Here is a 26,983-nt window from a genome sequence, read left to right on the forward strand (position 1 = left end):
ACACAGTTCACCAATATTATACCAGGATGTAGATGCACAGTCGGTTTCCATAGATAGTCATCAATTGTAGCTAGTTCATAGTAGGTTGTTCCAGGGCCTATTTTCAGGCAATGGCCTGAGAAGATGTTGAACCAACTCACCTTAATTCACATCAAGAAAGGGAAAATCTCATGAGCACTGAAGAAATCATCCGCGCATGGAAAGCTGAAAACGACGAAGAGAAAAACGAAGACGCACCAGCCAATCCCGCCGGAGAAGAACTCAGCGACGAGGAGCTGGGGGGTGTAGAGGGCGGCAGCGAGGCACCACCTGATGGCTCTGCTGGAACTGCCTGTTCCTGCGCCAAGTTCTCCTGCTAAACACGAAAGAGTAGTGCTGTCCCTCTGTGGCAGAGCGAGCAGACGAAGCGGGAAACATTTGGACCTGCTTGCTGCTCCTCCCCGCAGAGGGCATACCAGAGGAGCAATCAATGAGCACTGATGAGATTATTCGTGCATGGAAAGCTGAAAACGACGAAGAGAAAAACGAGGATGCACCAGCCAATCCCGCCGGGGAAGAACTTAGCGACGAGGAGCTAGAGAAGGTGGAAGGTGGCAGCGAAGACCCTGGCGATGCGGAAGGTTCCTACGTTTGCTCCTGCCTCAAAACGTCCTGTTAAATGTAATCTGAACAGCTTATCCTCGGTGGAGGGGTAAGCAGACTAAGAGAAATTATTTATCTCTTGCTTACCCTCCTCCCCAGAGAGGACAAACACAAGGAGGCATCAATGAGCGCTGATGAGATCATTCGCGTATGGAAAGCTGAAGATGATGAGGAGAAGGGCAAGGACGCACCAGCCAATCCCGCCGGGGAAGAACTTAGCGATGAGGATTTAGAGCAGGTGGAGGGTGGCACTGAGCCAGGCAATGGTAATCCAACAAGCCCCTACTGCGCTAGCTACCAGACACTCTGTCCAGAATAAGAACAGGGTATCCTCAGTGGAGGGATGAGCAGGCCAGGAGAATGTATCTGACGCCTGCTTCCTGTCCTTTTGCAGAGAGGGCAAACGCAAGGAGAAACTGATGAGCATTGACGAGATCATTCGCGCATGGAAAGCTGAAGATGAGGAGGAGAAAAACGGGAATGCACCGGCCAATCCTGCCGGGGAAGAACTCAGCGATGAGGATTTAGAGCAGGTGGAGGGTGGCAGTGAAGCCCCTGGTGACGCGGATATGAGCCAGAACATCTGTACCTGCGCCAAAATATCTTGTTTATAAATGCAATCTGAGCAGGTTTTCCTCTAGAAAGGAGAAGCCAATGAGTGCCGACGAGATTATTCGCACATGGAAAGCTGAAGACGATACATGGGATACGCAAGCACCAGAGAATCCAGCGGGAAAGCAGAGACACTACGAAAAAGAAGAGGAGTATACCGAAGATGAAGCCTCTACGTTGCTTTCTTCTAGCTTGAAGTGCCTCGTCGTATCAAAGCCGGGAGAGCGTTCTGGCACGTTCTGAACGAGCGGAAAAATGAAAGGAGATCATCATGGGCGGTTCCCTTCCAGTATGGCAGAGCGCAGACTGGTATCGTGCAACGACGCTAAACGAGCGGATTACATCTTTACGTACAGGTGCGCATACATCTCTTTCAGACGGTTCAGGAGACATAGAGAAAGCACAGCGGCGCTTGCAACGCTGGAAGGCACAATCGCCCTTTGATCAAGAATCCTTCTTTGCTGATCGCCTATCTCAGGATAAGCTCAACGAGCAAGAATTGCTCTTCCTGCTAGCCGAGCCAGCCGAAGAGCTTCAAGCTCGTCTCGGCCATGTTCCTCACTGGTTGAGTGAGCTACAACAAGCCTTTGCCAATTATGACGCATCCCGCGACCTGCCTATACAATCGCTTCCAGAGAAACTTTTAGCAGATACGGCAGATATACTCCCGATCATTCACCCTCTTCTCCAACGTGGCCTACAGCAGCTTGAGGCAGGCATTCGAGCTATAGGTACAGAGTTTAGCTATCTACCGTTTGATCCGCAGGCAATTCCATCTGCACTGCTTGGCAATCTTGCATTACAGGTGGTACCGGGAATGCGTCGCACTTTTGCGCTGGAGCTTAATGTAGCACGCCTACAGGGACGCCTGACCGGAGAGACCTCAGAGGAGCGTTTCCAGAGCTATGTGCAGCTTCTCCGTCAGCCAGAAAATATGCTCACGCTGCTTGCAGAGTATAGTGTACTGGCTCGCCAACTCATAATAGATATCGACAACTGGCTTGTCTATAGCCTGGAATTCTTGCGCCACCTGTGTACCGACTGGCAAGCCATTCGTACACACTTTATCCCTGAAAATGATCCTGGCATGCTCATAGAGGCTATGGCAGGAGCAGGAGATACACATCGGAAAGGACGTTCAGTACTTCTGCTGAAGTTTGCCTCTGGCTGGCAACTGGTCTACAAACCTAAATCCCTGGCCGTTGATGTGCATTTCCAGCACGTGTTGACCTGGCTCAACGAGCACGGCCAGCAACCTCCTTTGCGTCCGCTGACCCTCCTTGATCGCGGAGCCTATGGCTGGTCCGAGTTTGTTACCGCCTCCTCTTGCCAATCCGAACCAGAGGTAGCGCGTTTTTATCAACGCCAGGGAGCTTTCCTGGCTCTACTCTATGCGCTGGATGCAGTGGATTTCCATTTTGAAAACGTGATTGCAGCAGGCGAACATCCACTGTTGATTGATCTGGAAGCTCTCTTTCATCCTCGTATTCACGAGAGTCCTGCTGAACAACCAGCGATGCAAGTACTGGATCGTTCTGTGTTAGGTATCGGGCTGCTGCCGCTACGTATCTGGTCTAACGGAGAGAAAGAAGGAGTCGATATTAGCGGTCTGGGAGGCCAGGAAGGACAACTCGTACCTCTCCCAATCCCTCGTTGGACGGGGGCAGGTACAGACCAGATGCGGCTCGTCCAGGAACCCGTTACATTAGAAGGTCAGCAGAATCGTCCCCGGCTCAATGATCGCGAGGTACGGACCCTCGATTATTGTGAACAGATCATCAGCGGCTTTACACATATGTATCAGCTTTTGATTGCCCATCGTGACACGCTGCTCACAGATCTACTCCCCCGCTTTGCTCAGGATGAGGTTCGCTTTCTTGTCCGTCACACGAAAACGTATGATCTCCTTCTTTCTGAGAGCCTTCATCCCAATGTGCTACGCGACGCACTCCAGCGAGAGCGATGTATTGATCGTCTCTGGTTCAGCGTCCGCTCTCAATCCTATCTCTCCCGGCTGATCGACGCCGAGCGTGCTGATTTACTTGAGGGTGATATCCCCCTGTTCACCGCCCATCCTGACTCTCGCGACCTCTATACGAGCCAAAGGATATGTATTCCTGAGTTTTTTGCGGCATCCAGCCTATCAGTAGTTACTGAACGTATCTTGCAAATGGATGAAGAGGATCTCTTCTGGCAGACCTGGATCATCAGAGCGGCCTTTACCAGCATGATAACAGATAGCCAACCAGTGGCGAAGATGCCCCCTCTGCTCATGCCATCAAGTGCCCCCGTGACCCGCGAACGACTGCTGGCTGCGGCCGATTCTGTAGGGGAACGTCTGGACCAGCTAGCTATCTCCAATGCCGATGCCGTCAACTGGTTGGGCATTACACAAAACATAGGCACTACACGCACATGGAATATCAGGCCAGCAGATATAAGCCTCTATGACGGCAGTTCCGGGATTGCGCTGTTCCTGGCCTACCTCGGCTCTATTACTGGTAAGGAACGCTATACGGCCCTCGCCAGGACCGCACTCAAGGCGATACGTTATAGAATCAGCGAGATCGAGAAACGACCCGGATTGCAGGAGATCGGAGCTTTTATCGGTCTGGGATCACCTCTCTATCTCTTCTCGCATCTTGGTGCACTCTGGAACGAGACAGCCCTACTCCAGGAGGCTCTACACATTGCATCATTCCTCCCTGACATGATCGAGCAGGACGACAGACTGGATCTCGTCTCCGGTTCAGCGGGATGTATTGCCAGTCTCCTAAGCCTGCATGCGGTTATTCCTGCGCCAATACTCCTCACTACTGCTATCCGGTGCGGCGATCATCTGCTGGCTCATGCACTACCCATGAAGGGTGGCAAAGGCTGGCGAACACGTGCGTATGCTCCTTATCCTCCCACTCCTGGTTTTGCACATGGAACAGCAGGCATAGCCTGGAGCTTGCTTAGCCTGGCAGATGCTAGCGGTCAGGAACGTTTTCAGCAGGCAGCTCTGGAAGCTTTCGCGTATGAACGTAGCCTGTTCTCGCCAGAAAAACAGACCTGGCTCATGCCTTCTGCCGATAGGGCTACGGGAGCACAGAAAACCAGAATGACATGGAACCAGGGAGCACCAGGGATTGCCCTCAGCCGCATCGCATCTCTCAGATATATTGATGAGCCGCTGATACGCGATGAAATAGACATTGCTCTTGAGAGAACCATTATCGAAGGGTTTGACCAGTCTCCTGAAGGCTCTCATGCCAATCACTCTCTCAGTCATGGCTATTTTGGCAACCTGGAAACGCTGCTGGCCGCCACACAGGTCGAGCCATCTTATCGCGAACATCTGGACCGCTACACTGCTATGTTGCTCGATAGCATCACTGCTTACGGCTGGGTGACAGCCGTTCCATTGAATGTAGAAACCCCTGGGCTGATGGTGGGGTTAGCTGGCATTGGCTATGAACTGTTGCGTCTGGCGGAACCGGAAAGAGTGCCATCAGTACTCTTGCTTGCTCCACCATACCTTGCGCAACCCCCACAGAAGTCAGCCAATCATCTTGCATCTTCTTTCGTGTAGTGTGTTCTCGTAGTCGCCTCACTTTTTCCTCACCAGGTTGCTGTGTGGTACAGGTGCGATGTGCCACACAACAATGTTTAGAAAGAAAGGGAGATTCCATGAGTAACAAGCCCTCTAAGCGTAAGCCCAAAGCGAAGGAAAGGAGGAAGCAAGAGCCTGATGAACAGGCCCGCAAACCAGGCCAGTCCTCCTACGACACTGTTGAACTGCAAGAACTGAACGACGAGGAACTGAAAAACGTCGAGGGAGGGATCGGGTATAAGCAGTTTCCTGCGGGGAGATAAAATCACCAACGGGACGAGCTGATTTCCTTTTTCACCCTATGTAGCGACAATGGGTGGTGGGAGGGACGACGACAAGCGCAAGGCTCCCTCAACCAAGATCCCACCTCTCCTTGTCGCTGCGCGGAGTGGGACGATCCATGCGCTCATCACTTGCACGCCATAATCTCAAAGAGAGGTAAACCAGCCATATGAAGCAGGAAATAGAAGCTCTCAATACGAGCTTGTCCAACCGTTCTCACTGGCACTCCCAATGGCAGTTGGCGCTTGCCAATTTTGATGCTGCCCTCCCCCTCCCTCCCCAACTACTAAAAGAGGATGCTGATGGCGCATATCTGCAAGTCATTCAGCCTCTACTCCAACAAGGTCTGCGCCAGCTTGAAACCGGTCTCCAGACCATCTCTGTGCAGCATAGCAAACTCCCTTTTGATGCCCAGAGCATTCCTGCGCTGCTGTTTGCCAATCTCATCAGGCAAGTCGGATCTATGGTAAGTCGTACCGTTGTACTGGAACTCAACGTGGCTCATTTGCGAGGGTATGTATCTGGTAATACAACAGATGAGTTACTGCGGAGCTATGTGCAGCATCTCCAACAACCGCACAATCTGCTCGCGTTCCTGCAAGAGTACAACGTGCTGGCCTGCCAATTGGTAGCAATTGTTGAGCAGTGGGTATCCTACAGCCTGGAATTCCTACGTCACCTCTGCACTGACTGGCAAGCATTGCAGAGGGTCTTTGCTCCGGCGGGCGATCCAGGGGCATTGACAGAGATCACGACAAAGCCTGCAAATACCTTCCAGAGAGGACAGATGGTGCTGTTCCTCACGTTTGCCTCTGGCTGGCAACTGGTCTACAAACCTGAATCTCTGGCCGTTGATGTGCATTTCCAGCACGTGTTGACCTGGCTCAACGAGCACGGTCAGCAACCTCCTTTGCGTCCGCTGACCCTCCTTGATCGCGGCACCTATGGCTGGTCCGAGTTCGTGATTGCATCACCCTGCCAATCCGAATCAGAGGTGACACGTCTTTATCAACGCCAGGGGTCTTACCTGGCTCTGCTCTATGTGTTAGGGGCAATAAACATTCAGACGAACAACCTCATCCTGGCAGGCGAGCATGCGATGCTTGTTGATGCGGGAATGCTCTTCCAACCACAGATAGACAATCCAGATGTTCTCCGGCATCCTACTCGCCAGGCATTCAATCAGTCAGTTTTAGGCACCGGACTCTTGTCTGACGATCTCTCACCTGACTATTGCGATTACTTCATTACTGGCTTTGCAAACACCTGTGGCCTGTTAGCAAGCGAGGAATTCCTGGAGACAATCTTGCCGCGATTTGCGCATGATGAAATCCGATTCGCAGTTCGTCCGACCAGGACATATATACGGCTATTAGCAGAGTGCTTTCACCCTAATCACCTGCGCAGCATACAGCAGCGCGATCGCTACCTGGATCGCCTGCGGGTAGCAGCCAGAGAGCGACCCTATCTGGTACAGATCGTGGCAGCAGAGCAAGCTTATCTACGAAGCGGTAATATCCCTTTGTTTACGACTTCTCCAGAGGGTCGAAGCCTCACAACCAGTCAAGGAGAGAGCATCGCCAACTTCTTTGTTGAATCTGGTCTGAACGTGGTGCGCCAACGTCTCCGGCAACTGAATGCAGAACATATCGCCCGCCAGATCGAGATAATTCGCGCCGCGTTCACTGGTATAGCTATGACTGCTCGCCCTGTAATGACCCCCATGCTTTCATTACAGCCAGCACGCATATCACCAACCCGTGAACGGCTTCTCAGGGCTGCATGTGCCATAGGTGAGCGCCTATGTAGCCTCGCTTGGTATATGGATGATACTGCCAGTTGGCTGGGCATGACGGCAGTGATGAAGGGCGAAGCAGTCAAATGGGCGCTTCAACCAGTAGGGAAAGATTTATACACTGGCACGGCAGGCATAGCCTTCTTCCTCGCATATCTTGGACAGATTACCGGTGAAATGCGCTATACAGCACTGTCCAGATCGGCTCTCAACACCGTACTGATTGAAAGAGAGCGACAGAAAAAATTGCCTCAGCCTGATGCAATTGGAGCCTTTAATGGACTGGGATCTCTCATATACTTCTTCACTCATCTGGGTTGCCTCTGGAACGATCTTGCCCTGCTTCAAGAAGCTCAGAAAATCGTTGCATGCCTCCCCGACTCAATCGCACAGGATGAGAAGCTGGACATACTGTCTGGCTCCGCAGGCTGTATCATGAGTTTGCTTGCTTTGTATGCTGTTACTCCATCGACAGCCACCCTTGCGACAGCAATCCAATGTGGTGAGCATCTGCTTGCTCGCGCTCGCCCAATGAAGCAAGGTGCAGGTTGGACCACCTTTGCAGGGAAACTTCCCCTGACCGGCTTCGCTCACGGTGCGGCTGGTATTGCCTACAGCCTGCTGGCTCTGACCGAGGTCAGCGGACAGGCACGCTTTCGGGATGCTGCCCTCTCAGCTCTGGAGTATGAGCGCGGCCTGTTCTCGCCAGAAGAGCAAAATTGGCCTGACTTACGTGAGGTGAGCGATAGCGGGAATCTCCCGACTGAGCAGGAGTTCACCTATGGACATATGTGGTGTTATGGAGCTTCCGGGATCGGACTGGCTCGTCTTGCTTCACTTGCTTATCTAGACGACGCTCAGATACGTGAAGAAATAGGTGCCGCACTTAAAACAACCATAGCGAAAGGCTTTGGTCATAATCATTCGCTCTGTCACGGTGATCTGGGGAACCTGGAGACACTACTTGTAGCAACACAGCGGCTCGATGAACGGCAGTATGATCAATCATTCGAGCAATTCACTGCGATGCTGCTAGAGAGCGTCGAAACTGGTAAATGGATAACGGGCGTGCCTTTAGGAGGAGAGACACCAGGATTGATGAACGGTCTGGCCGGGATTGGTTACGCGTTGCTGCGCCTGGCGGAACCTGAAATGGTTCCCTCTGTGCTTTTACTTGCACCACCTGTTCATTCACGCAGAAGCCCCGGCGATATCTAGAGTGCTCTTTGCAATGATGCTCACCAGGAAAACAGGATAGCGCCCGGTCCCCAATAGGTTGCCGGGCGTTTGTTCGCGTGTTGCTTGAGCGCTGTCACTCGTGCTCCTGCCTCGATTTTCGCACGATGGAGATTTTTCGCCCTTTGGGGCTGGATCAGGCGATCCGTGCCATTAGAGTGTTTATCCTTTCAGATTGATCGTGTATGGTAGGGGCGATGGCTGGTCCTCGCCCTGGCTGCAACACACAAATCATGGGCAAAGTGGGCGAGGACCAGCCATCGCCCCTACCATACACGCCCTGCACCTTCCGCTCATACCCACATATACCCGAAATAGAAGCGAATATCTATTCAAATCGAAATATTTATTCTCTCAGTAAAGAGTACAACAGCTTTTGCCCGCTGTCAATCTCCTCATGACGAGACAGATTTTTCTGCACGTCCACCCCTTGACATTCATTGAAGCTCCCATTTATAATGACTGTAGCCCGATATAATTTCAATTGTGAATAAATATTCAAAGCCGAGAAATTTCATGTTGCAAAGGGGGTGATCATTGGCGATCATATCCTGACCATGTGGGACTTATCAATGCTAGAGTCACCCACACATAGCGGCGAATGCTGCATTATTCGCTGGCTCATCGTTCGCAGTTCTATGTAGAGCATGGATGATATTTGCTATCAATGGAGGTAGCACGATGGTAAGAACGGCATCTTTTTTCACTCGCGGCCTTTTATTTACCCTCCTATTTTCGCTGGTTATAATGGATCTGAGCGCTTGTAGTTCTCCATCCACTCAGCAAAACGTAATGACCTCAGTTGGGACGCCGCGCAATCAAACGTTAATTTTCCAGACGTTTGACGGCAAGACGAATAGTCCTGACATCATGAACCCACTGATGAGCAACTACGCGATCTGGCGCGGCTTCCGCGAGCTTGGTTGGGGCTATCTCTGGGAAATGGATACAGCAACCGGTAAATCTTACCCCGAAGTGGCAGATGGGTTCCCGCAGATCCTCAACAAACAGAATACCCAGTTTCGCGTGAAGTTGAAGCAGGGAATCTATTGGAGCGACGGCGTTGAGCTTACCGCCGACGACGCGATCTACACGCTCGATACCTATTTCAAGGGCCAGGGCAAGCTCACCAATGGCAATATCGTCACCCTGACAAACTACATCAAGTCATATAAAAAGGTGGACAAATATACGTTCGACGTTGAGACCATCAACCCCGCCTACGACTTCACGACGGTAATGGGCGTCTATACGTGGTCTTCTGCGTTCATCATGGTGCCCAAGCATGTGTTTGAGAAGCAGAAAGATCTGGCCGCTTTCCGCAACACCAAGCCTGTGACACTAGGACCATATGTTGTAAAGTCGTTCGATCCTAATGGCTTCTGGCAGCTCTGGGAGCGGCGCGATGACTGGAAGCGTTCGGCCTGGGGCTGGATGGGCGAGCCGAAGCCAAAATATGTGCTGTACAAAGACTTCGGTACCGAGGAGACGCGCACACTGGCGTTCATCCAGAATCAGTACGACGTCGATACCTTTATGAGTCCTGATAGCATCCAGAGCGCGAAGGGGCGCAATTCCGCTATCTCAACCTTTTCGGACAAGATGCCGTACAACGACATGGGCGACGCCTGTTCGTATGGTATCCTCATGAATCAGGAGAAGGCACCGCTAGATAAGCCGGAGGTGCGCTGGGCGTTGGCCCTCTCGCTGAACCTGCAAAGCGTTGGCATCAATGCGATGAACGGACAGTTGCGAGCCTCGGCGCTGCCAATGCCTGACACCCATATTCTGCGCCCGGTCTACTTCGATCCGCTGCAATCCTGGCTCAAGGACTTCAAACTGGCCGATGGCTATCAGCCGTTCGACCCGAACTTCGCGACCGATCTTTCCAGCAAGCTAAAGACGATGGGAACCTCCGCCTCGGAACTGCCACAGGGCAATCAGGCGACCTCCGAAGCGTTTGGCATGGGCTGGTGGAAAAATGATCCGGCAGAAGCCGAGAAGCTGTTGAACTCGGTGGGGATCAAGAAGAACTCAAGCGGCGTCTACACGCTGCCTAATGGACAGGTCTGGCAGTTGGAGTTCGTCATCCCTGCGGACTGGAATAAGGTCATGCAGCGCATCGGCTTCTCGATTGCCGACAACTGGCGCAAAGCTGGCATCCAGGTCAACGCGCGTCAGGTGGACAACGGCGAGTTTGGCAACGTGCAGAATACCAACTCCAAGCTCGTGACTGAACTGAACTGGAACAGCTGTGTCTTCAATACCAACTATCTGACCTCGTGGCGCAGCATCCAGCCGGAGAACCTCAAAGCCGCCGATTCGTCAGAGGCTATTAACGGGAATTTCTTCCGCTGGAAAAACCCGACCGCCAGTTCGCTGCTCAAAGCGAGTTCGCAGATGGACACAAGCTCTGAGAAGTTCCTGGAAAATGGTCGCGCCATCTCTCAAGAGTTCATCAAGGATATGGCCTACATCAACATTATGAACATTCCGACCACCATTCCGACGAACAGCTATTACTGGAAAAACTACCCCAAACAGGACAACTACTATGCCGCACCTTATTCATGGTGGAGTTCGGCGAAAAAGATGGTTCTGAACATCGAGCCAACCGGGCAGAAATAGCTGTTACAAAGGAGAAGCTTCACTGAAATTGGGGCTGTCACACTCAGGGCGGCCCCATCCTATCGATGAGGTGTATTATGGGGTTTGTGCAATATTTCGTGAAACGGCTTGCAACCTATCTTGCGGTGCTGTTTATCGGAATCACAATCACGTTTTTCTTGCCCCGGTTTATGCCGAGCAACCCGATTGACAACTACATCGCGCAGATGCAGAGTCAGGCGGGGCAAACGCTGACACCGGAGGCGACGCAAAAGCTGCGGTCCTCGCTTGAGGAGCTGTACGGTCTCAAGGGAGATCTCTTCTCGCAGTACCTTACCTATCTCAAGCGCGTCTTTTTAAGCTTCGACTTTGGCCCATCGCTGTCCAGCTATCCCCGTCCGGTCTCGGAGATGATCTTCGCGGCACTGCCCTGGACAATCGGGCTGCTCATTACCACGACGTTTTTTGCCTGGCTACTCGGTAATCTAATCGGGCTGATGGCCGGTTATTACCATAACAAGCGTGCGGCAACGGCGCTGGAAGTTATAGGCGTTATTCTCTATCCGATCCCCTACTATATTCTGGCCCTGACGCTCATTTTGCTGCTTGCCTTCGTGTGGCCGATCTTCCCGCTCTCGCCGACGTTTCCACCCGGCGGCTTCTCGTTTGATATGGTTGGGATCATCCTCTACAATTCCGTGCTCCCGGCGCTCACGTTGGTACTGGCTGGTTTTGGCTGGAATATTTTGAGCATGAAATCGCTGGCCTATGCTACGAAGGAGGAGGCGTATGTTACCTTTGCCCGTTTGAAGGGGACGCCTGACTGGACCAGAATGACCAGTTATGTCTTTAGAAACGCGATGCTGCCCCAGATCACGGCGCTGGTCCTCTCAATCGGCACCATCTTCAATGGGGCGCTGATTACCGAGATCCTGTTCTCATATCCGGGCCTGGGACTGTTGATGCGCACGGCAGCAGGCAGTGGCGACTATAACCTGCTCTACGGTGCGATTACCATGTCAATCATCGCCGTTGCAACTGCCGGGCTGATTCTCGATCTCATCTATCCGCTGTTTGATCCACGCATTCGATACAGGTGAGTTATGCAGATGAACAAACTCTGTCGTAGTCGCGCGATTTATCGCGCATGTGCGAGATTGCGCGATAAATCGCGCGACTACGACAGATGGGATAATTATATAGCATGAGTGCAGGTGATATATCATGAGTTCAACCCTTCGCCTCAGGAGAGGCAGCAATTCCGCGCCAGCCGAGAGAGCAGCACCGGAGAAGCGCGAGCGACCGAAACTGCTGAGTAATCTGCGGCTGAAGCTGGGAATCGTCATTCTGGCAATTTTCGTGATTGGCAGTTTCACGTTGCCGCTCTTCACGGCGGTCGATCCTTCGCAGCAGGGCACCTATTTCAAGAACCTGCCGGTCAGCGGGCAACATTTGCTCGGCACGAACGCGCTAGGACAGGATATCTTCTGGTTCCTGGTATTTGCGATTCGCAACTCGCTGCTGTTGGGCGTCATCACAAGCATAGGCATTACGATTATCTCCACGCTGGTTGGCTTGAGCGCTGGCTATATCGGCGGCTGGTACGAACGCCTGATTATGCTGGTCATCGATGCCTTCATCACCATTCCCGTGTTGCCCATCCTGATTATTCTTAGTACGCTGGTGCGCGGCAACACCTCATTTCTGATCGTCGGGGTGATTTTGATTGTCTTTGGTTGGGCCTGGGGCGCGAGGACGGTGCGTTCGATGGCACTATCACTACGCGAGCGGGAGTTCGTGAATGTGGCTCGCTTCTCCGGTGCCAGCACGTTTCGCATCATCGTTCACGAAATATTCCCCTATGTCTATGCCTATACGGTCGTGCATTTTATCAACACGATCCTGTTCGCCATCAATACGGAGGCAGCTCTGGCGGTGATTGGACTCTCGAAGGTAGAGGTGCCGACACTGGGGTCGATTCTCTTCTGGGCTTTGAACTACAACGCGCTCTTTAGCGGCCAGATTACGTGGCTGATCGGACCGATTGTGGCGACAGTGCTACTCTTCCTGGGCCTCTTTCTAGTCTCGACCGGCTACAACGAATTCTCAGCAACTAGGCGAGGTGTAGCATGATTCGACTCAACAACATCGTCGCAACCTACACCACGCAGCGTGGCACGGTCAACGCGGTAGATGGCGTCACTCTGGAAATTCCTGATGGGATCGTTCTGGGCATCGCGGGCGAGTCTGGTTGCGGCAAAAGCACGCTGATGAAGGTGATCTACGGCGACACAGGCTTTCCCCTCTCGCTTTCCAGCGGCAACGTCGAGTATGGCATCCGCGATGAAAACGACGAAGAGATAACAAGTGAAAACATTCAGAAGCAGTGGTTTAAGCGCATCTCGTATATTCCGCAAAGCTCGATGAGTTCGCTCAATCCGGTGGTGCGCATCCGTCAGCAGTTTGTGGATTTTCAGGACTCGAAGCAGAACAAGAAGCAGATTTTGGAGAAGGTGCGCTCGTATGTTAAACAGCTAGGATTGCCACCCGAGTCAATCGATTCGTACCCGCACCAACTGTCAGGCGGGATGCGGCAACGTATTATGGTGGCGATGGCGACGTTTTTCCAGCCCGATGTCATCCTCGCTGACGAACCAACGACGGCGCTCGATGTGGTGGTGCAGAAAAGCATTTTGCTTTTATTGATGAATTTGCAAGAGAAGATGCAAAATACGATCATTTTTGTGTCACACGATATGGGCGTTCATTACCAGATCACGCACAAGATGTTGATTATGTATGCAGCCAAAGCCGTTGAATATGGCGATTCGGAGACGATTTTCACGCAGCCATTGCATCCCTATACACGTATGCTGATTAATTCGCTACCGACAATTGGGGATGATCAGACGCGAGAGGGCGTGCCGGGCAGTCCGCCGAGCCTGTGGGAGAGCTTGCAGGGCTGTCGTTTTGCCGCGCGTTGTCCGCTGGCAACCGAGCTGTGCAGAACGAAGGAACCTGCGTTTGTTGAGTACCAGTCAGGGCATTTCGCCGCCTGCCACTATGCCGAATCTCAGCAGCAAGAAGCGAGAGAGGTAGCGCAATGACGACGATTTTGAAGACCGAGGGATTGCGCAAGGTTTATCATCTGGGCAATTTCCCGCGCAACATTCCCGTTCATGCGTTGAACGATGTCAATCTCAATATTGAGAGCGACGAGCCGGTGATTATCAGCGTCGTGGGGGAGTCTGGCAGCGGGAAGACGACGCTGGCAAAGGTCATCTTGCGTCTGGTAGAGCCAACATCGGGTAAGGTGACGGTGCAGGATCGGGTTGTGGTTGGCGAGCGCGGCAAGGGTAAACCGGAGAAGACCGAGTTTCTCAGCACCGTCCAGCCCATCTTTCAGAACCCATTTGAAGCGTTTAGCCGCTATCGGACGGTTGATTCGTACCTCTATGAGACGGCAACGCGAGTCAAAAAACTCAACAAACTGGGGGCGATTGATGCGGTGGAAGAGGCGCTGGCCTCGGTTGGGCTGGAATATAAGGATGTGCGCGGGAAGTATCCTAACCAGTTCTCAGGCGGCGAATTGCAGCGCGTCTCGATTGCGCGTGCGCTGATCCCGCGTCCCGGCATCATCGTTGCCGACGAGCCTGTCAGCATGATCGACGCGTCCCGCCGCATGATTATTATCAACCTGTTTCTTTCGCTCAAGCAGGAGTACCGAACGAGCATCCTCTATATCACGCACGATCTCGCCACCGCATACTACATTAGCGACTATATCGCCGTGATGAATCATGGTAGTATCGTCGAGTTTGGCAAGGCCAGGCAGGTGCTTTCAGACCCACAGCACGCTTACACCCGCCTCCTGCTCGATTCCATTCCTACAACCAAAAAGAAATGGGAGAGGGAAAAAGAATAAATTGCTGGTAGTGTTGATAATTGGCGCATTCGGTCAATGAAACAGGGAGGGTATAGAGAATGTTGGGTTCACCCGTAGGGGAGAGCGACAAGCGCAAGGCCCCCACCAAGACCCCCATTCACCCCTTGTCGCTACGGGTGGTGGGAGATTGTTGTTGGGTGACGAGTGGATGATAGAGGATGTTGGGTTCACCCGTAGCGACAAAGGGGTGGCGTGGTGGAGGAGCGGGGCCTTGCGCTTGTCGCCGTTGGGTGTTGAAGGATTGTTGGGGGAAAGAGAGGTGAGGTGGCCTGGGGAGCGCGACAAGCGCAAGGCCCCCGCCAGGAACCCCCTGCAACCCCTTGTCGCTACGGATGGTGGGAGATTGTTGTTGGGCGACGAGTGGATGATAGAGGATGTTGGGTTCACCCGTAGCGACAAAGGGGTGGCGTGGTGGAGGAGCGGGGGCCTTGCGCTTGTCGCCGTTAGGCGGGCATCAGATGTTGGGCTACGGTGGTGGGCATTTATTCATTGACCGAATACGCCAATCATCAGACCCTACAAAATAAGGGGTAGTTTTGAAATATTTCTAGAACAGGAGCAAGTCAAGCATGGCAGTTATCAGCAGTACAGCGAACGTTGAGCAGTGGGGGATATTTGAGGTGGCGTTGCAGGGGAGTGTGGAGGGCAACCCGTTTTTAGAGGTGGAACTGAGCGCCCAGTTTCGCCACAAGCACCGCACTATTGATGTGGATGGCTTCTATGATGGCGAGGGAGTCTATCGCGTTCGGTTTATGCCGGATACGCAGGGCGAATGGAGCTATACTACACGGAGCAACCAGGCGGAGTTGAACGGCGTGGAGGGGACGTTTAGCAGCATTGCTCCATCGGCGAACAATCGTGGGCCGGTGCAGGTAGCGAATACCTATCACTTCGCCTATGCAGATGGGACGCCATATAAGCAGATCGGGACCACCTGCTATGCCTGGGTGCATCAGGGCGATGAGATGGAGAAGCAAACGCTAGAGACGCTGCGTACGGCCCCATTCAACAAACTGCGTATGTGCGTCTTCCCCAAGCATTACGCCTATAACGAGAACGAGCCAGAGCGTTACCCTTTCCCGTGTCTGACACGTGGTTCCAGTAAGTGGACGGGTAGCTGGTGGGGCGATGAGAAGAGCGGCTGGTCATTTGATTTTAGCCGCTTCGATCCGGCGTTCTTCCAGCATTTCGAGCAGCGTGTGGCACAACTGCAAGAGTTGGGGATCGAGGCTGATCTGATCCTGTTCCATCCCTATGATCGCTGGGGCTTTGCGACGATGGATGCGGAGACCGATGATCGTTATCTGCGCTATGTGGTGGCGCGACTGGGTGCATATCGCAACGTCTGGTGGTCGATGGCGAACGAGTACGATCTGATGCGCAGCAAGACGATGGCCGATTGGGACCGCTTCTTCCGCGTTGTGCAGGAGGCCGACCCCTATCAGCATCTCCGCTCGATCCACAACTGCTTTGCCTTTTATGACCACTCCAAACCCTGGGTGACGCATCTGAGTATTCAGCGTTCAGATCTGGAGCAGACGAATACATGGCGTGAGCAGTATCGCAAGCCAGCAGTGATAGATGAGTGCTGTTATGAGGGTAATATTCCGCAGCATTGGGGCAATATCTCGATGCTGGAGATGGTGCATCGCTTCTGGGAGGGAACTGCACGGGGCGGCTACGTCGGGCATGGCGACACCTTCCTGCATCCCCAGGATCTCCTCTGGTGGGCCAAAGGCGGCTTGCTCTACGGTCAGAGTGCACCACGCCTCGCCTTCCTGCGGCAAATTCTAGAAGAGAGTCCAACAGCCGGCCTGGAGCCGATTGACGGCGTCACCACATGGAGATGGCATGGTGCAGCCTGTGCCGGTCAGGAACATGAGTATTACTTGATCTACTGTGGCCGTCACCAGCCCGCACGATTAACGGTCAACGTCCCAGAGGACGAAGAATATAGGGGCGAGGTCATCGATATCGAAGCCATGACCATCACGCCGCTGCTAGAGCCAATAGTGCGCGGTACATCAGTAACATTGCCCGGCAAGCCCTATCAAGCGCTGCGAGTGCAACGCGTGCATTAATTGGAACATCCAATAATTGGAGAGGATGTTGGGGCACCCGTAGCGACAAGGGGAGGTTGGGGGTTCTTGGTGGGGGCCTTGCGCTTGTCGCCGTTGGATTTTGAGGGATTGTTGGGGGCAAAGAGAGAGGAAACGGCCTTGGGGAGGGCGAAGCGCAAGGCCCCTACAACCCACCACGCCACCCCTTGTCGCTACGGGTAGGGGAGATCTTTTCTCTCCTCGGAACATTTGCCGGACGCATCAATAATCGCGTCCGTTCTATTGGATTTTGCCCGTTTGATTCGTATCGCTCGTAACAACCACAGGAAGCTAACAATTTTTTGAACGAGTATTGACAATCTTGTGAGAGTGCTTGTACAATAGCACTAGGCGAATAGATATTTTGAAGTGAATATTTATTCAGGAGGAGAAGATGGTTAACTACGAATTTGGGGCTGGGATCTGGATGTTTCAGCAGTTCATTGATCGCTACGCCACCGACGCCTACGGGCCTGCGGTGAGTACGCTGGAGGCGATTGAACGCGCTGCTGAGGTTGGCGATATCAAGGTGCTGGATATCAACTATCCATTCGCAGGCGATGATGTGACGGTCGAGCAGGTGCGTGAAACGCTGAAACGAACCGGATTACGCGCCCAGGCGATTACCCCGCATCTCTATATGCGTGAATATCAGCTAGGCAGCTTCACCAATCCCGATCCTAACGTGAGGCGGAAGGCGACCGATCTTGGCAAAAAGGCCATCGAGATCGCGCAACAACTTGACGCGAAATATGTCAAGTTCTGGCCCGGACAGGATGGCTTCGATTACCCGTTCCAGGCCGATTACAGGCGTCTTTGGGAGCATTCAGTGGAAGGCGTGCGCACTGTGGCTGAGTCTGCACCAGAGATGCAGTTTGCCATAGAATATAAAGCGAAGGAGCCGCGCGTCCATATGTTCTTCGGTTCAGCGGCGCGCACGTTGCTGGCAATTGAGGATATGGGTGTGGACAATGTGGGTATCGTCTTCGATCTGGGCCACTCCTTCTTTGCGAAAGAGACGCCCGCCGAGGCACTGCAAATGGTCGCCCGTCGTGGCAAACTGGTGAGCGTTGAGCTAAACGACAACTGGCGCGAGTGGGATGACGATATGGCGGTCGGTTCCGTTCACTTGATCGAGACGCTCGAATTTCTTCAGGCGTTGCGCCAGATCAACTGGCAGGGTCCGCTGCTGCTCGATCAGTTCCCGTTCCGTGAGGATGCGGTGCAGGCGGCCAGGGCCAGCATCAGTACAATTCGCGCCCTCGAAGGCGTGCTTGATCGACTCGATTTGAACGCCCTCACCGCCGCGCAGGATCGCCAGGATGCGCTTGCGGCGCAACAGATTGTGCTGACTACATTGCTAGGTGCTGGCATTGCAAAGGACGAGCGTTAATGGATCTGGACAGACAACAGGTTGACAAACTGGCGAAACTGGCAAATGCGGTGCGCCGCAGAGACCTTCAAATGATCTATAACGCCAAACTGGGACATATCGGTGGCGATCTCTCCGCTACCGATATCCTGGTGGCGCTCTACTTCGCCGTATTGCATGTGGACCCGCGCACACCCAACTTGCCCGACCGCGACCGCTTTATCTTGAGCAAGGGACATTGCGCGGGCGCGCTCTATACCACGCTGGCTCATGCTGGCTTTTTCCCACTGGAAGAACTGGATACATTTGTTCAGCCTCTCTCACGCTTGAACGGGCATCCTGACCGCAACAAAGTTCCGGGCGTCGAGACCAACACAGGTCCGCTGGGTCACGGCCTGCCTGTGGCGGTGGGATCAGCGCTGGCCTCCAGGTTAACTGAGGCCATGTGGCGCGTCTTTGTTCTCACTGGCGACGGCGAACTACAGGAGGGCAGTAATTGGGAGGCGGCGATGTCGGCGGCCCACTTCCAACTCGACAATCTGGTCGTGATTGTGGACCGCAATCGCCTGCAACAGGGCGACTTGACTGAGCGTACCATGCATCTTGATCCGCTTGCCGACAAGTGGCGCGCCTTTGGCTGGTCTGTGCAGGAGGTCGATGGGCACGATCACGCGCAATTGCTCGATGTCTTTTCGCGTGTACCGTTCGAGTCGGGCAAGCCAACCTGTATCATTGCCAACACGCATAAAGGGAAGGGTGTCTCTTTCATGCAGGATAAAGCAGCCTGGCATCACAAAGTACCGAACTCTGAAGAGTTTGCCGCCGCGCTGAAAGAACTGGAAGAGGTGGCGCTATGAGCGAACTCTATGATTGTCGCGACTCCTTTGAGGATACGTTGCGCGAACTGGCAGCGCAGGATAAGCGCATTGTGGCCGTCGTCAACGATTCGGTTGGCTCAAGCAAGCTGACGCAATTTGGCAAGGAGTTTCCCAATCGTCTCATCAACGTTGGCATCGCCGAACAGAACATGATCGGCGTCGGCGCTGGTCTGGCGAATGGTGGCCTGATCCCGTTTGTGAGCGGCGCGGCCCCGTTTTTAACTGGCAGGGCACTTGAGCAGATCAAGGCCGATGTCGCTTACTCCAACACCAACGTCAAGCTCTGCGGTATGAGCAGCGGCATGGCGTATGGCGAGTTGGGGCCGACGCACCACTCAATCGAAGATATGGCCTGGCTGCGCGCGATTGCTAATATGACGGTGATCGTCCCGGCTGATCCGGTTGAAACGCGGCAGGCCGTCGAGGTTGCCGCCTCCACCATCGGGCCAATGTTTTTGCGTATCAGCCGCCTACCTGTGCCTGTTGTGCATGATGATAACTACCGCTTCGAGATCGGCAAGGCGGCCCGCTTGCGCGACGGAAATGATATCACTCTGATCGCCAATGGTGTATTAGTGGCGCAAGCATTGGAAGCTGCCGAGTTGTTAGCGGCGCGTGGCATCCAGGCTCGTGTACTCAACATGTCTACAGCTCGTCCTCTAGATAAAGAGGCGGTCCTGGCGGCTGCAAGCGAGACGGGCGGCATCGTTACGGCTGAGGAGCATACGATCTTCGGCGGCCTGGGTAGCGCTGTGGCGGAGGTGGTCGTGACCAATAAGCCCGTGCCGATGCGCATCCTGGGCGTGCCGGGCGTCTTTGCCCCCACCGGCTCCGCGTCGTGGCTGTTACAGTACTTTCATCTGACGGCACAGGGCATATATGAAGCAGCTCTGGAACTGGCGGAAGTGAAGGTCTAGAAAAGATGGCGAAAAAGATCGGTCACATACTGGCGATTGACCAGGGAACAACGAATACGAAAGCCTTGCTCATTGATGAGACGGGGGCCATTGTTGCCAGTGCGTCACATCCAGTAGGGCGATCTTATCCCGCTCCCGCCTGGGTCGAGCAGGATGCGATGGAGTTGTGGCACAGCGTTCAGAGCGTCATCGAGACCTGTCTATCGACCGCTGGCACGTGCGAACTGGCAGCGGTTGCGATCACCAATCAGCGTGAGGCGGCGTTGCTCTGGGATCGGGCAAGCGGTCAACCGCTCGGTCCCTGCATCGGCTGGCAATGCCGCAGAACGGCGGCAGCTTGCGAGGCGCTAAAAGCGGGTGGGTACGAGGAACTGATCCGCGAGCGCACCGGGCTGATGATCGATCCGCTTTTCTCGGCGACAAAGGCCCGCTGGTTGCTTGATCACGTTGAGGATGGGCAACGGCGAGCTGAACAGGGCGAACTCTGTGTTGGCACGGTCGATAGCTGGTTGCTCTGGAACCTCACTGGAGGCCAGGTTCACGGCTGCGATCTCTCCAACGCGTCTCGCACGCAGCTCTTCAATATCAAGAACCTGCGCTGGGACGAGGAGATGCTGGCGTTATTTGGTATCCCGCTGGCGGCCCTGCCGGTCGTGAAGCCGTCGAGTGCGATACATGGCACGACCGTTCAGATCGGCTCGTTGCCTGCTGGCGTGCCTGTTGCCAGCATGATTGGCGACTCGCATGCAGCGCTTTTTGGACAGGCAGGTTTTCAGCCCGGAGTCATCAAAGCGACCTATGGCACCGGTTCCTCGCTGATGACGCCCACCCTGGAGGCGGTCATCTCGCGTCATGGCCTCGCCACCACGATTGCCTGGGGGTTGGGCGAACAGGTTACATACGCGCTTGAGGGCAATATTTCGGTGACGGGGGCCGCTGTGCAATGGCTGGGCGACTTCCTGGGATTGTCCGATCCAGCGCGTGATGTGGCGAGACTGGCGAACAGCGTTGCAGATACGCATGGGTTGTATTTTGTCCCGGCCTTCGTCGGGCTGGGAGCGCCCTACTGGGTCGAGTCGGCGCGTGGCCTGATGACTGGCTTCACGCAGGGTACAACTGCTGCTCACCTGGCACGTGCCACACTTGAAGCTATCACATATCAGGTGCGCGATGTTTTCGACGCCATGCAGAAGGAGGTTTCTACTCCTTTAAATGTGCTGCTGGCAGACGGCGGGGCCAGTCAGAACCATGATCTGATGCAATTGCAGGCTGATATCCTGGGTTTGCCCGTTCAGCGTAATAGTGCCGCTGATGTCTCCGCGCTGGGAGCGGCCTATCTCGCGGGTCTGGCGGTCGGAATCTGGGCCTCGGAAGCGGAGATCGAAGGGTTGATGCGTCAATCTGACCGTTTCGTGCCCCAGATGAGCGCATCTGAACGTGAAACAAAATATGCGGGGTGGCGCAGAGCGATCGAGCAGGCGATTCTTCCCGGCTCGTAAGGGTTGCAGAGGATGTTGGGTCTATCCGTAGCGACGAGGGATGACAGAGGGGTGGAGGGCGACAAGCGCAAGGCCCCCGCCAGGAACGCCCCACCGCCCCTTGCCGCTACGGGTGGTGGGGAGGGAATCGTTTGTTACGGCAAATGTGGGGCCACGCGTACGGATGGGGAAAATGGTTGGCCTGTGGAGATTGTTGGGTTTATACGTAGCGACCAGAGATGAAGCGGCCTGGGGAGGACGACGAGCACAAGGCCCCCGCCAAGATTCCCCAACCGCCCCTTGTCGCTACGGGTGGGGAGATGGTTTTCGGGTGGATGAGGATGTTGGATCACCCGTAACGCCGAGGGGTGACAGCGGAGGGCGACAAGCGCAAGGCCCCGCCAAGAACGCCCCACCGCCCCTTGCCGCTACGGGTGGTGGGGAGGGAATCGTTTGTTACGGCAAATGTGGGGCCACGCGTACGGATGGGAGAAAATGGTTGGCCTGCGGAGGATGTTGGGTCATCCATTCGTAACGACCAAGGATGATTGAGGGGTGGAGGGCGACAAGGGTTTGGGTGTAGAGAATGTTGGGTTTCCCGTAGCGACAAGGGGTGGCAGGGGGTTCTTGGTGGGGGCCTTGCGCTTGTCGCCCTCGCTTGAGGAGATGGCTCCAGACAACAGAGAAATAAGGATCGATGATATGTTCAAGCAAAGTGAGAAGATAAGGAGCAAAGCAGCAACAGGTGTGCGATGGCACCAGGGAGTCGTACTGCTCACGATGCTGCTGCTTGTACAGGTCGTCGCGGCCTGTAGCCTGTATACCACCAGGCCCATTCAGCCAGTTGCCGCCAGTGGTGGCGGTGGTCAGTCGGATCAGTTCGATCAGAACTTTGATCCTAACAGCTATGCTGATAAAAACTGGTCGAGCAAAGTCGTACCAACAATTGTCGATAAATCTGTTGACATCGGCACTGTGCTTAAAGCGTTAGAGCAAGATAGCAATGCTGCACAAAAGCAGTACGCAGTGCAATCGTCGGATGGCCTCTACAATTTCATGGTCAAGGGAACCGGGAAGGTCATCGCCACCAATACCAGTTCGCGCAACGGCACGTTGAGCATCGAGTTGCCAGCATCCGAGGGACTCAAAAAGCAACCGACCATTCTTGTCCAGGTTGGACCTGTGATGCTTGGCACTGCCATTCGCGATAGCGTTGGTTTTATCAATTATAACCAATTCACGAATCAGGTGCAGTATGCGCAGGTTGCTGACGCCCTCAATGCCCATGCAGCGGCGGATCTCAAGAGTCTCGACGCGGCCAAATTGCAGGGCAAGACGATCACATTTTATGGCGCGTTCACCTATGCCACGCTGGAACAGATCATGATCGCGCCCGTAAAGGTCGTCCCTGAAGGGGCAGGTGCATAATGCAGACAGCGATAGATTCAGAGAACACACTGGCCAGAGCTGATGAAGTTATTCTGCGAGCGGAACAGATCACCAAGATCTACGACGCAACGGTCGCGCTCAACAAGGTGGACTTCAACGTCTACCGGGGCAAGGTCAATGTGATGGTTGGCGAGAACGGGGCCGGGAAATCCACCCTGATGAAGATCCTCGCCGGAGCTGAGCAGGCAACCAGTGGGCAACTATTGCTGGAAGGCCAGCCCGTCTCGTTCAAGTCGCCGCGCGAAGCTGCCAGCCACCATATCGGCATCATCTATCAGGAACTCAGCCTGTTCCCCAATCTCAGCGTTGCCGAGAACATCTTCGCCAGCCACGAGCGCACGAAATATGGCGTCGTCATCGATAGCAAGACGCAGTTTGAGCAGACGCAGGCGCTGATGGAGCGGCTGGAGCAGCCCATTGATCCGCGCACGCTGCTTGGTGATCTGCGCGTGGGACAGCAGCAGATCATCGAAATCGCCCGTACGCTCGCTCAGGATGTGCGCATCTTGATTATGGACGAGCCGACTTCGGCCCTGACGAATGCCGAGGTGGAGGTGCTGTTTGGCATCATCAACGATCTCAAGGCGCAGGGCGTCGCCATCGTCTATATCTCCCACAAGATGGATGAGCTACAGCACATCGGCGACTATATCACTGTTCTGCGCGATAGTCGCTTTATCGCTGAAGCGCCTATGAAAAGCATCGATACTAACTGGATCGTCGAACGCATGATCGGGCGCGATGTCAGCAAAACCTATGTGCATACACAACGCGAGCAAAGTAAAGAGCTGCTGCGGGTTGAGCATGTGACCATGCCGCGTCCGGGCGGTGGAGGCTTCGTTCTCAACGATGTCTCTTTCTCTTTGCGCAGCGGCGAGATCCTGGGCCTGTACGGATTGATGGGGGCGGGGCGCACGGAACTGCTGGAATGCCTGATGGCGCTACACCCCGAGGCGAGCGGCACGATCTTGATAGAGGGCAAGCCGGTCAAGGCGCGCACAGTGATGGAGCGGATTCAGCAGGGATTGGCGCTGGTGCCGGAAGATCGACAGCGCGAGGGGCTGGTCCAGCCGCTCACCGTCGCACACAACATTGTGCTCGCCAGCTTGCAGAAATACATGCGCGGCTTCTATCTGTCGGCACGCAGAGAGAAGGCGGCGGTGAACCAGTTGATCGAGAAGCTGGCGATCAAAACCGCTGGCTCGCAGGTGTTGATTACGGCGCTCAGCGGCGGCAATCAGCAAAAGGTTGTGGTTGCCAGAAATCTGTTGACGGCCCCTAAAGTGTTACTGATGGACGAGCCGACGCGCGGGATCGATATCGGGGCCAAAGCCGATATGTTCAAGCTGATGAGCCAGCTTGCCGCCGAGGGTCTGGGGATCATTTTTGTGTCATCGGAGCTACGAGAGATACTGGCGGTGCCTGATCGTATCCTGGTGCTGGCGAAGGGACGCATCACCGGGGAGTTCACACACGAGGAGGCGACGGAGCAGGCTTTGGTAGCGGCGTCAGTTGTGGGATACGAGCCGCCGACGCAGCATAGAGGAGAAGCGAACAATGAGTAAGGTGTCACCAACGACCGGTGCGGAGCTGAAAGAGAAGCCAACGGGTCAGCCAGGAGAAAAGAAACCAACCGCATCTCTGCTACAAAGAAAGGGCGTGGGCACGCTTCTGTTGCAGCTACGAGCGTTTATCGCGCTCTTTTTGATCGTGATCATTTTCGCGTTTCTCTCGCCAAACTTCCTGACGCCGGGTAATATCGTGATCTCGATCAACCACGCCTCAATTTACGCTATTCTGGCGATTGGCATGGCGTTCACTATCTTGACGGGCGGCATTGACCTCTCGGTCGGCTCTATCGTAGGGCTTGCGGGCATGCTCGCGGGCTACCTGATCTATCAGGGGTTGGCGCTGCCGATGTTCGGCGTCATCGTCTACTTCAACGTCTGGGTGATTGTGATCGGGACGTTGATCGTGGGTATACTGATTGGCTTGTTGAGCGGCTGGGTGATTACGCGCTTCAACGTGGTTCCCTTCATCGCCACGCTGGGCATGCTCTACATCGCGCGTGGCTTTGCTTTGCTGATCTCAAACGGCGCGACCTACCCCAACCTCGCGGGTGATCCGGCCCTGGAAAATACTGGCTTCCCCTTCCTGGGTTCGGGACAGATATTGGGCATACCGACCCCGATCTGGTTGATGGCTGTAACCGGCATCTTTGCTGCCTTTGTCGCCACGAGAACGCCGTTTGGCAGGCGCGTCTACGCCGTTGGAGGCAACCAGAGGGCGGCGGAGCTTGCCGGTATCCGCGTCAATCGTATCAAGCTGATCGTCTATGCCATCTCCGGCTTCTGTGCGGCGCTGGCCGGGTTAATCATCGCATCACAATTGCAGGCCGCGCAACCGAATGCAGGCAATACCTATGAATTGACGGCTATTGCGGCGGTCGTGCTGGGTGGAACCTCGCTCTTTGGTGGTCGTGGCTCAATCGGTGGAAGTATTATTGGAGCCTTCGTTATCAGCGTTCTGGGCGACGGCATGGTGCTGATCGGCGTCTCCGAGTTCTGGCAAATGGTCGTCAAAGGCATCGTGATCATTCTCGCCGTCGTCATCGATCAGGTGCAGGTACGCATACAGCGACGAGCAGCCCAGGCGAAAGCGTAATGGATAGGGTCATTTCAAGGGAGAAGGATATGTAGGGTATACACGTAGCGACAAGGGGAGGGGTGGTGGATGAGGCGGGGCCTTGCGCTTGTCGCCGTTGGGTTTTGGGGTCTTGTTGGAGCAAAGAGAGATGAATCGGCCTGGAGAGGGCGACAAGCGCAAGGCCCCCACCAAGACCCCCTGCCACCACTTGTCGCTACGGGTGATGAGATCATTCAAACCTGAAAAGGGAAAGGAGGCACACAAGCCAGAACAAACGATAGATACGGAAGAGTATTTGACAGGTCAATAGGAGGTGCAGCGACAATCCCTGGCGGTTGTCGCGCGTGGTCAATAGGAATACGTGTTTATTAACGCGGAAATTATGAAAAATTTCGATGGAGAAAATCAGGAGTAAACAACCTATGAAGGTACGACAATTATTTGCAAGCTGCGGGATTCTTCTCGTCCTGACGATGCTGTTAGCCGCCTGTGGAGGTAGCACATCATCGTCGACCGGCTCAGCGGGTAGCACGCCCACGACTGCCAGCAATAGCGGCGGGAAGAAGCTTATCGTCATTATCACCCCATCACATGATAACGTCTTCTTTAAAGCTGAGGCCGACGCCGCCGATGCGCAGGCGAAATCGCTTGGCTACGATACGCTTGTGCTGTCACACGACGATGATGTGAACAAGCAGAACCAGGAGATTGATACCGCCATCGCACGTCATGCCGCCGCGATTATCCTTGACAATGCCGGGGCTGACGCGTCGGTTGCAGCCGTGCAGAAGGCGAAGAGCGCGGGCATTCCATCGTTCTTGATCGACCGTGAAATCAACGCGAATGGAGTAGCCGCCGCCCAGATCGTCTCTAACAACTCGCAGGGAGCACAGCTTGGCGGGCAGGAGTTTGTGAAGCTGATGGGTGAGAAGGGCAACTATGCCGAACTGCTCGGTCTGGCGTCCGATACCAACGCTGCGGTGCGTTCAAAGGGCTTCCATAGCATTATCGATCAGTATCCGAACATGCACATGGTTGCGCAACAGAGCGCCAACTGGGATCAGACAAAGGCGTTCCAGGTGACGCAAACCATTTTGCAGGCGCATCCCGACATCCAGGGTATCATTTCAGGCAATGATACGATGGCGCTGGGTGCCTGGGCCGCACTACAGGATGCGCATAAAACAAATGTCAACGTCGTCGGATTCGACGGCAGCCCGTATGTGATCGATTCGATCAAGAAGAACGGCATCAAGGCCACTGTCTTGCAGCCTGCCGCGCAGATAGCTAAGACGGCGGTCGATCAGGCTGACAAGTTTATCAAATCCGGCTCTACGGGCCAGCCGGAGCGCCAGTTGGTCAACTGCGAACTGGTAAACGCGAAAAACGCTGATCAGTTTGGGGTGTTCGGCCCGAAATAAACCTGCTA

General features: G+C 54.4%; 24 protein-coding genes. All 24 read left to right on the top strand.

From position 1 onward, the window contains the following. Positions 1-170: 170 nt before the first annotated feature. The 24 genes from K3T83_RS45445 (at position 171) to K3T83_RS45560 (ending at position 26,975) form a co-directional block, all read left to right on the top strand. Positions 171-359, top strand: coding sequence for a mersacidin/lichenicidin family type 2 lantibiotic (locus K3T83_RS45445; protein WP_220209760.1), 189 nt, complete (start codon positions 171-173; stop codon positions 357-359). 110 nt (positions 360-469) lie between these two features. Beyond that, entirely contained in the window at positions 470-658 is a 189-nt protein-coding gene (locus K3T83_RS45450) for a mersacidin/lichenicidin family type 2 lantibiotic (protein ID WP_220209761.1), read from the top strand. Positions 659-766: 108 nt separating this feature from the next. Beyond that, positions 767-961, top strand: coding sequence for a mersacidin/lichenicidin family type 2 lantibiotic (locus K3T83_RS45455; protein ID WP_220209762.1), 195 nt, complete (start codon positions 767-769; stop codon positions 959-961). A 100-nt stretch (positions 962-1,061) separates the two neighbouring features. After that, a complete protein-coding gene (locus K3T83_RS45460; RefSeq protein ID WP_220209763.1) occupies positions 1,062-1,256 on the top strand; it encodes a mersacidin/lichenicidin family type 2 lantibiotic in 195 nt (64 codons plus the stop codon). Positions 1,257-1,296: 40 nt separating this feature from the next. Further along, entirely contained in the window at positions 1,297-1,497 is a 201-nt protein-coding gene (locus K3T83_RS45465) for a hypothetical protein (protein ID WP_220209764.1), read from the top strand. Positions 1,498-1,525: 28 nt separating this feature from the next. Next, on the top strand, positions 1,526-4,828 hold the full coding sequence (locus tag K3T83_RS45470; RefSeq protein ID WP_220209765.1) for a type 2 lanthipeptide synthetase LanM family protein: 3,303 nt from the start codon (positions 1,526-1,528) through the stop codon (positions 4,826-4,828). Between the two features lie 98 nt (positions 4,829-4,926). After that, positions 4,927-5,112, top strand: a complete 186-nt coding sequence (locus K3T83_RS45475) for a bacteriocin (RefSeq protein WP_220209766.1) — start codon at positions 4,927-4,929, stop codon at positions 5,110-5,112. Positions 5,113-5,300: 188 nt separating this feature from the next. Then, a complete protein-coding gene (locus tag K3T83_RS45480; protein ID WP_220209767.1) occupies positions 5,301-8,144 on the top strand; it encodes a type 2 lanthipeptide synthetase LanM family protein in 2,844 nt (947 codons plus the stop codon). Positions 8,145-8,843: 699 nt separating this feature from the next. Next, a complete protein-coding gene (locus tag K3T83_RS45485) occupies positions 8,844-10,790 on the top strand; it encodes an ABC transporter substrate-binding protein (RefSeq protein WP_220209768.1) in 1,947 nt (648 codons plus the stop codon). A gap of 77 nt (positions 10,791-10,867) precedes the next feature. Beyond that, positions 10,868-11,869 (top strand): ABC transporter permease, encoded by a 1,002-nt coding sequence (locus tag K3T83_RS45490; protein WP_220209769.1) that lies wholly within the window; start codon positions 10,868-10,870, stop codon positions 11,867-11,869. A 124-nt stretch (positions 11,870-11,993) separates the two neighbouring features. Continuing rightward, complete coding sequence (locus K3T83_RS45495) at positions 11,994-12,902, top strand: ABC transporter permease (protein WP_220209770.1); 909 nt, start codon at positions 11,994-11,996, stop codon at positions 12,900-12,902. After that, a complete protein-coding gene (locus K3T83_RS45500; RefSeq protein WP_220209771.1) occupies positions 12,899-13,876 on the top strand; it encodes an ABC transporter ATP-binding protein in 978 nt (325 codons plus the stop codon). The genes K3T83_RS45495 and K3T83_RS45500 overlap by 4 nt, the downstream gene beginning before the upstream one ends. Further along, entirely contained in the window at positions 13,873-14,694 is an 822-nt protein-coding gene (locus K3T83_RS45505) for an ABC transporter ATP-binding protein (protein ID WP_220211092.1), read from the top strand. Before K3T83_RS45500 ends, K3T83_RS45505 begins: the two co-directional genes overlap by 4 nt. A gap of 154 nt (positions 14,695-14,848) precedes the next feature. Further along, on the top strand, positions 14,849-15,208 hold the full coding sequence (locus tag K3T83_RS45510) for a hypothetical protein (RefSeq protein WP_220209772.1): 360 nt from the start codon (positions 14,849-14,851) through the stop codon (positions 15,206-15,208). A 76-nt stretch (positions 15,209-15,284) separates the two neighbouring features. Continuing rightward, entirely contained in the window at positions 15,285-16,796 is a 1,512-nt protein-coding gene (locus K3T83_RS45515; protein ID WP_220209773.1) for a DUF5060 domain-containing protein, read from the top strand. Positions 16,797-17,208: 412 nt separating this feature from the next. Then, positions 17,209-18,207, top strand: a complete 999-nt coding sequence (locus K3T83_RS45520) for a sugar phosphate isomerase/epimerase family protein (RefSeq protein ID WP_220209774.1) — start codon at positions 17,209-17,211, stop codon at positions 18,205-18,207. Beyond that, on the top strand, positions 18,207-19,043 hold the full coding sequence (locus K3T83_RS45525) for a transketolase (RefSeq protein ID WP_220209775.1): 837 nt from the start codon (positions 18,207-18,209) through the stop codon (positions 19,041-19,043). Before K3T83_RS45520 ends, K3T83_RS45525 begins: the two co-directional genes overlap by 1 nt. Continuing rightward, positions 19,040-19,981, top strand: coding sequence for a transketolase family protein (locus tag K3T83_RS45530; protein ID WP_220209776.1), 942 nt, complete (start codon positions 19,040-19,042; stop codon positions 19,979-19,981). The genes K3T83_RS45525 and K3T83_RS45530 overlap by 4 nt, the downstream gene beginning before the upstream one ends. Before the next feature lie 5 nt (positions 19,982-19,986). Beyond that, a complete protein-coding gene (locus K3T83_RS45535; RefSeq protein ID WP_220209777.1) occupies positions 19,987-21,480 on the top strand; it encodes an FGGY family carbohydrate kinase in 1,494 nt (497 codons plus the stop codon). A gap of 40 nt (positions 21,481-21,520) precedes the next feature. Continuing rightward, positions 21,521-21,994, top strand: coding sequence for a hypothetical protein (locus tag K3T83_RS45540; protein ID WP_220209778.1), 474 nt, complete (start codon positions 21,521-21,523; stop codon positions 21,992-21,994). Between the two features lie 167 nt (positions 21,995-22,161). Continuing rightward, positions 22,162-22,887 carry a DUF2291 family protein gene (locus tag K3T83_RS45545; protein WP_220209779.1) on the top strand — a complete coding sequence of 242 codons (726 nt, stop codon included), beginning with the start codon at positions 22,162-22,164 and terminating at the stop codon, positions 22,885-22,887. Beyond that, positions 22,887-24,473 carry a sugar ABC transporter ATP-binding protein gene (locus tag K3T83_RS45550; protein ID WP_220209780.1) on the top strand — a complete coding sequence of 529 codons (1,587 nt, stop codon included), beginning with the start codon at positions 22,887-22,889 and terminating at the stop codon, positions 24,471-24,473. The genes K3T83_RS45545 and K3T83_RS45550 overlap by 1 nt, the downstream gene beginning before the upstream one ends. Beyond that, positions 24,466-25,572 carry an ABC transporter permease gene (locus tag K3T83_RS45555; RefSeq protein WP_220209781.1) on the top strand — a complete coding sequence of 369 codons (1,107 nt, stop codon included), beginning with the start codon at positions 24,466-24,468 and terminating at the stop codon, positions 25,570-25,572. The genes K3T83_RS45550 and K3T83_RS45555 overlap by 8 nt, the downstream gene beginning before the upstream one ends. 404 nt (positions 25,573-25,976) lie before the next feature. Continuing rightward, positions 25,977-26,975, top strand: coding sequence for a D-ribose ABC transporter substrate-binding protein (locus K3T83_RS45560; protein ID WP_220209782.1), 999 nt, complete (start codon positions 25,977-25,979; stop codon positions 26,973-26,975). Positions 26,976-26,983 lie beyond the last annotated feature (8 nt).

This window comes from Reticulibacter mediterranei, from assembly GCF_016587455.1.

Excerpts from the sequence above, each read along its gene's own strand:
- K3T83_RS45445 (WP_220209760.1), top strand. The coding sequence starts at position 171 with ATGAGCACTGAAGAAATCATCCGCGCATGGAAAGCTGAAAACGACGAA.
- K3T83_RS45450 (WP_220209761.1), top strand. The coding sequence starts at position 470 with ATGAGCACTGATGAGATTATTCGTGCATGGAAAGCTGAAAACGACGAA.
- K3T83_RS45455 (WP_220209762.1), top strand. The coding sequence starts at position 767 with ATGAGCGCTGATGAGATCATTCGCGTATGGAAAGCTGAAGATGATGAG.
- K3T83_RS45460 (WP_220209763.1), top strand. The coding sequence starts at position 1,062 with ATGAGCATTGACGAGATCATTCGCGCATGGAAAGCTGAAGATGAGGAG.
- K3T83_RS45465 (WP_220209764.1), top strand. The coding sequence starts at position 1,297 with ATGAGTGCCGACGAGATTATTCGCACATGGAAAGCTGAAGACGATACA.
- K3T83_RS45470 (WP_220209765.1), top strand. The coding sequence starts at position 1,526 with ATGGGCGGTTCCCTTCCAGTATGGCAGAGCGCAGACTGGTATCGTGCA.
- K3T83_RS45475 (WP_220209766.1), top strand. The coding sequence starts at position 4,927 with ATGAGTAACAAGCCCTCTAAGCGTAAGCCCAAAGCGAAGGAAAGGAGG.
- K3T83_RS45480 (WP_220209767.1), top strand. The coding sequence starts at position 5,301 with ATGAAGCAGGAAATAGAAGCTCTCAATACGAGCTTGTCCAACCGTTCT.
- K3T83_RS45485 (WP_220209768.1), top strand. The coding sequence starts at position 8,844 with ATGGTAAGAACGGCATCTTTTTTCACTCGCGGCCTTTTATTTACCCTC.
- K3T83_RS45490 (WP_220209769.1), top strand. The coding sequence starts at position 10,868 with ATGGGGTTTGTGCAATATTTCGTGAAACGGCTTGCAACCTATCTTGCG.
- K3T83_RS45495 (WP_220209770.1), top strand. The coding sequence starts at position 11,994 with ATGAGTTCAACCCTTCGCCTCAGGAGAGGCAGCAATTCCGCGCCAGCC.
- K3T83_RS45500 (WP_220209771.1), top strand. The coding sequence starts at position 12,899 with ATGATTCGACTCAACAACATCGTCGCAACCTACACCACGCAGCGTGGC.
- K3T83_RS45505 (WP_220211092.1), top strand. The coding sequence starts at position 13,873 with ATGACGACGATTTTGAAGACCGAGGGATTGCGCAAGGTTTATCATCTG.
- K3T83_RS45515 (WP_220209773.1), top strand. The coding sequence starts at position 15,285 with ATGGCAGTTATCAGCAGTACAGCGAACGTTGAGCAGTGGGGGATATTT.
- K3T83_RS45520 (WP_220209774.1), top strand. The coding sequence starts at position 17,209 with ATGGTTAACTACGAATTTGGGGCTGGGATCTGGATGTTTCAGCAGTTC.
- K3T83_RS45525 (WP_220209775.1), top strand. The coding sequence starts at position 18,207 with ATGGATCTGGACAGACAACAGGTTGACAAACTGGCGAAACTGGCAAAT.
- K3T83_RS45530 (WP_220209776.1), top strand. The coding sequence starts at position 19,040 with ATGAGCGAACTCTATGATTGTCGCGACTCCTTTGAGGATACGTTGCGC.
- K3T83_RS45535 (WP_220209777.1), top strand. The coding sequence starts at position 19,987 with ATGGCGAAAAAGATCGGTCACATACTGGCGATTGACCAGGGAACAACG.
- K3T83_RS45540 (WP_220209778.1), top strand. The coding sequence starts at position 21,521 with ATGACAGAGGGGTGGAGGGCGACAAGCGCAAGGCCCCCGCCAGGAACG.
- K3T83_RS45545 (WP_220209779.1), top strand. The coding sequence starts at position 22,162 with ATGTTCAAGCAAAGTGAGAAGATAAGGAGCAAAGCAGCAACAGGTGTG.
- K3T83_RS45550 (WP_220209780.1), top strand. The coding sequence starts at position 22,887 with ATGCAGACAGCGATAGATTCAGAGAACACACTGGCCAGAGCTGATGAA.
- K3T83_RS45555 (WP_220209781.1), top strand. The coding sequence starts at position 24,466 with ATGAGTAAGGTGTCACCAACGACCGGTGCGGAGCTGAAAGAGAAGCCA.
- K3T83_RS45560 (WP_220209782.1), top strand. The coding sequence starts at position 25,977 with ATGAAGGTACGACAATTATTTGCAAGCTGCGGGATTCTTCTCGTCCTG.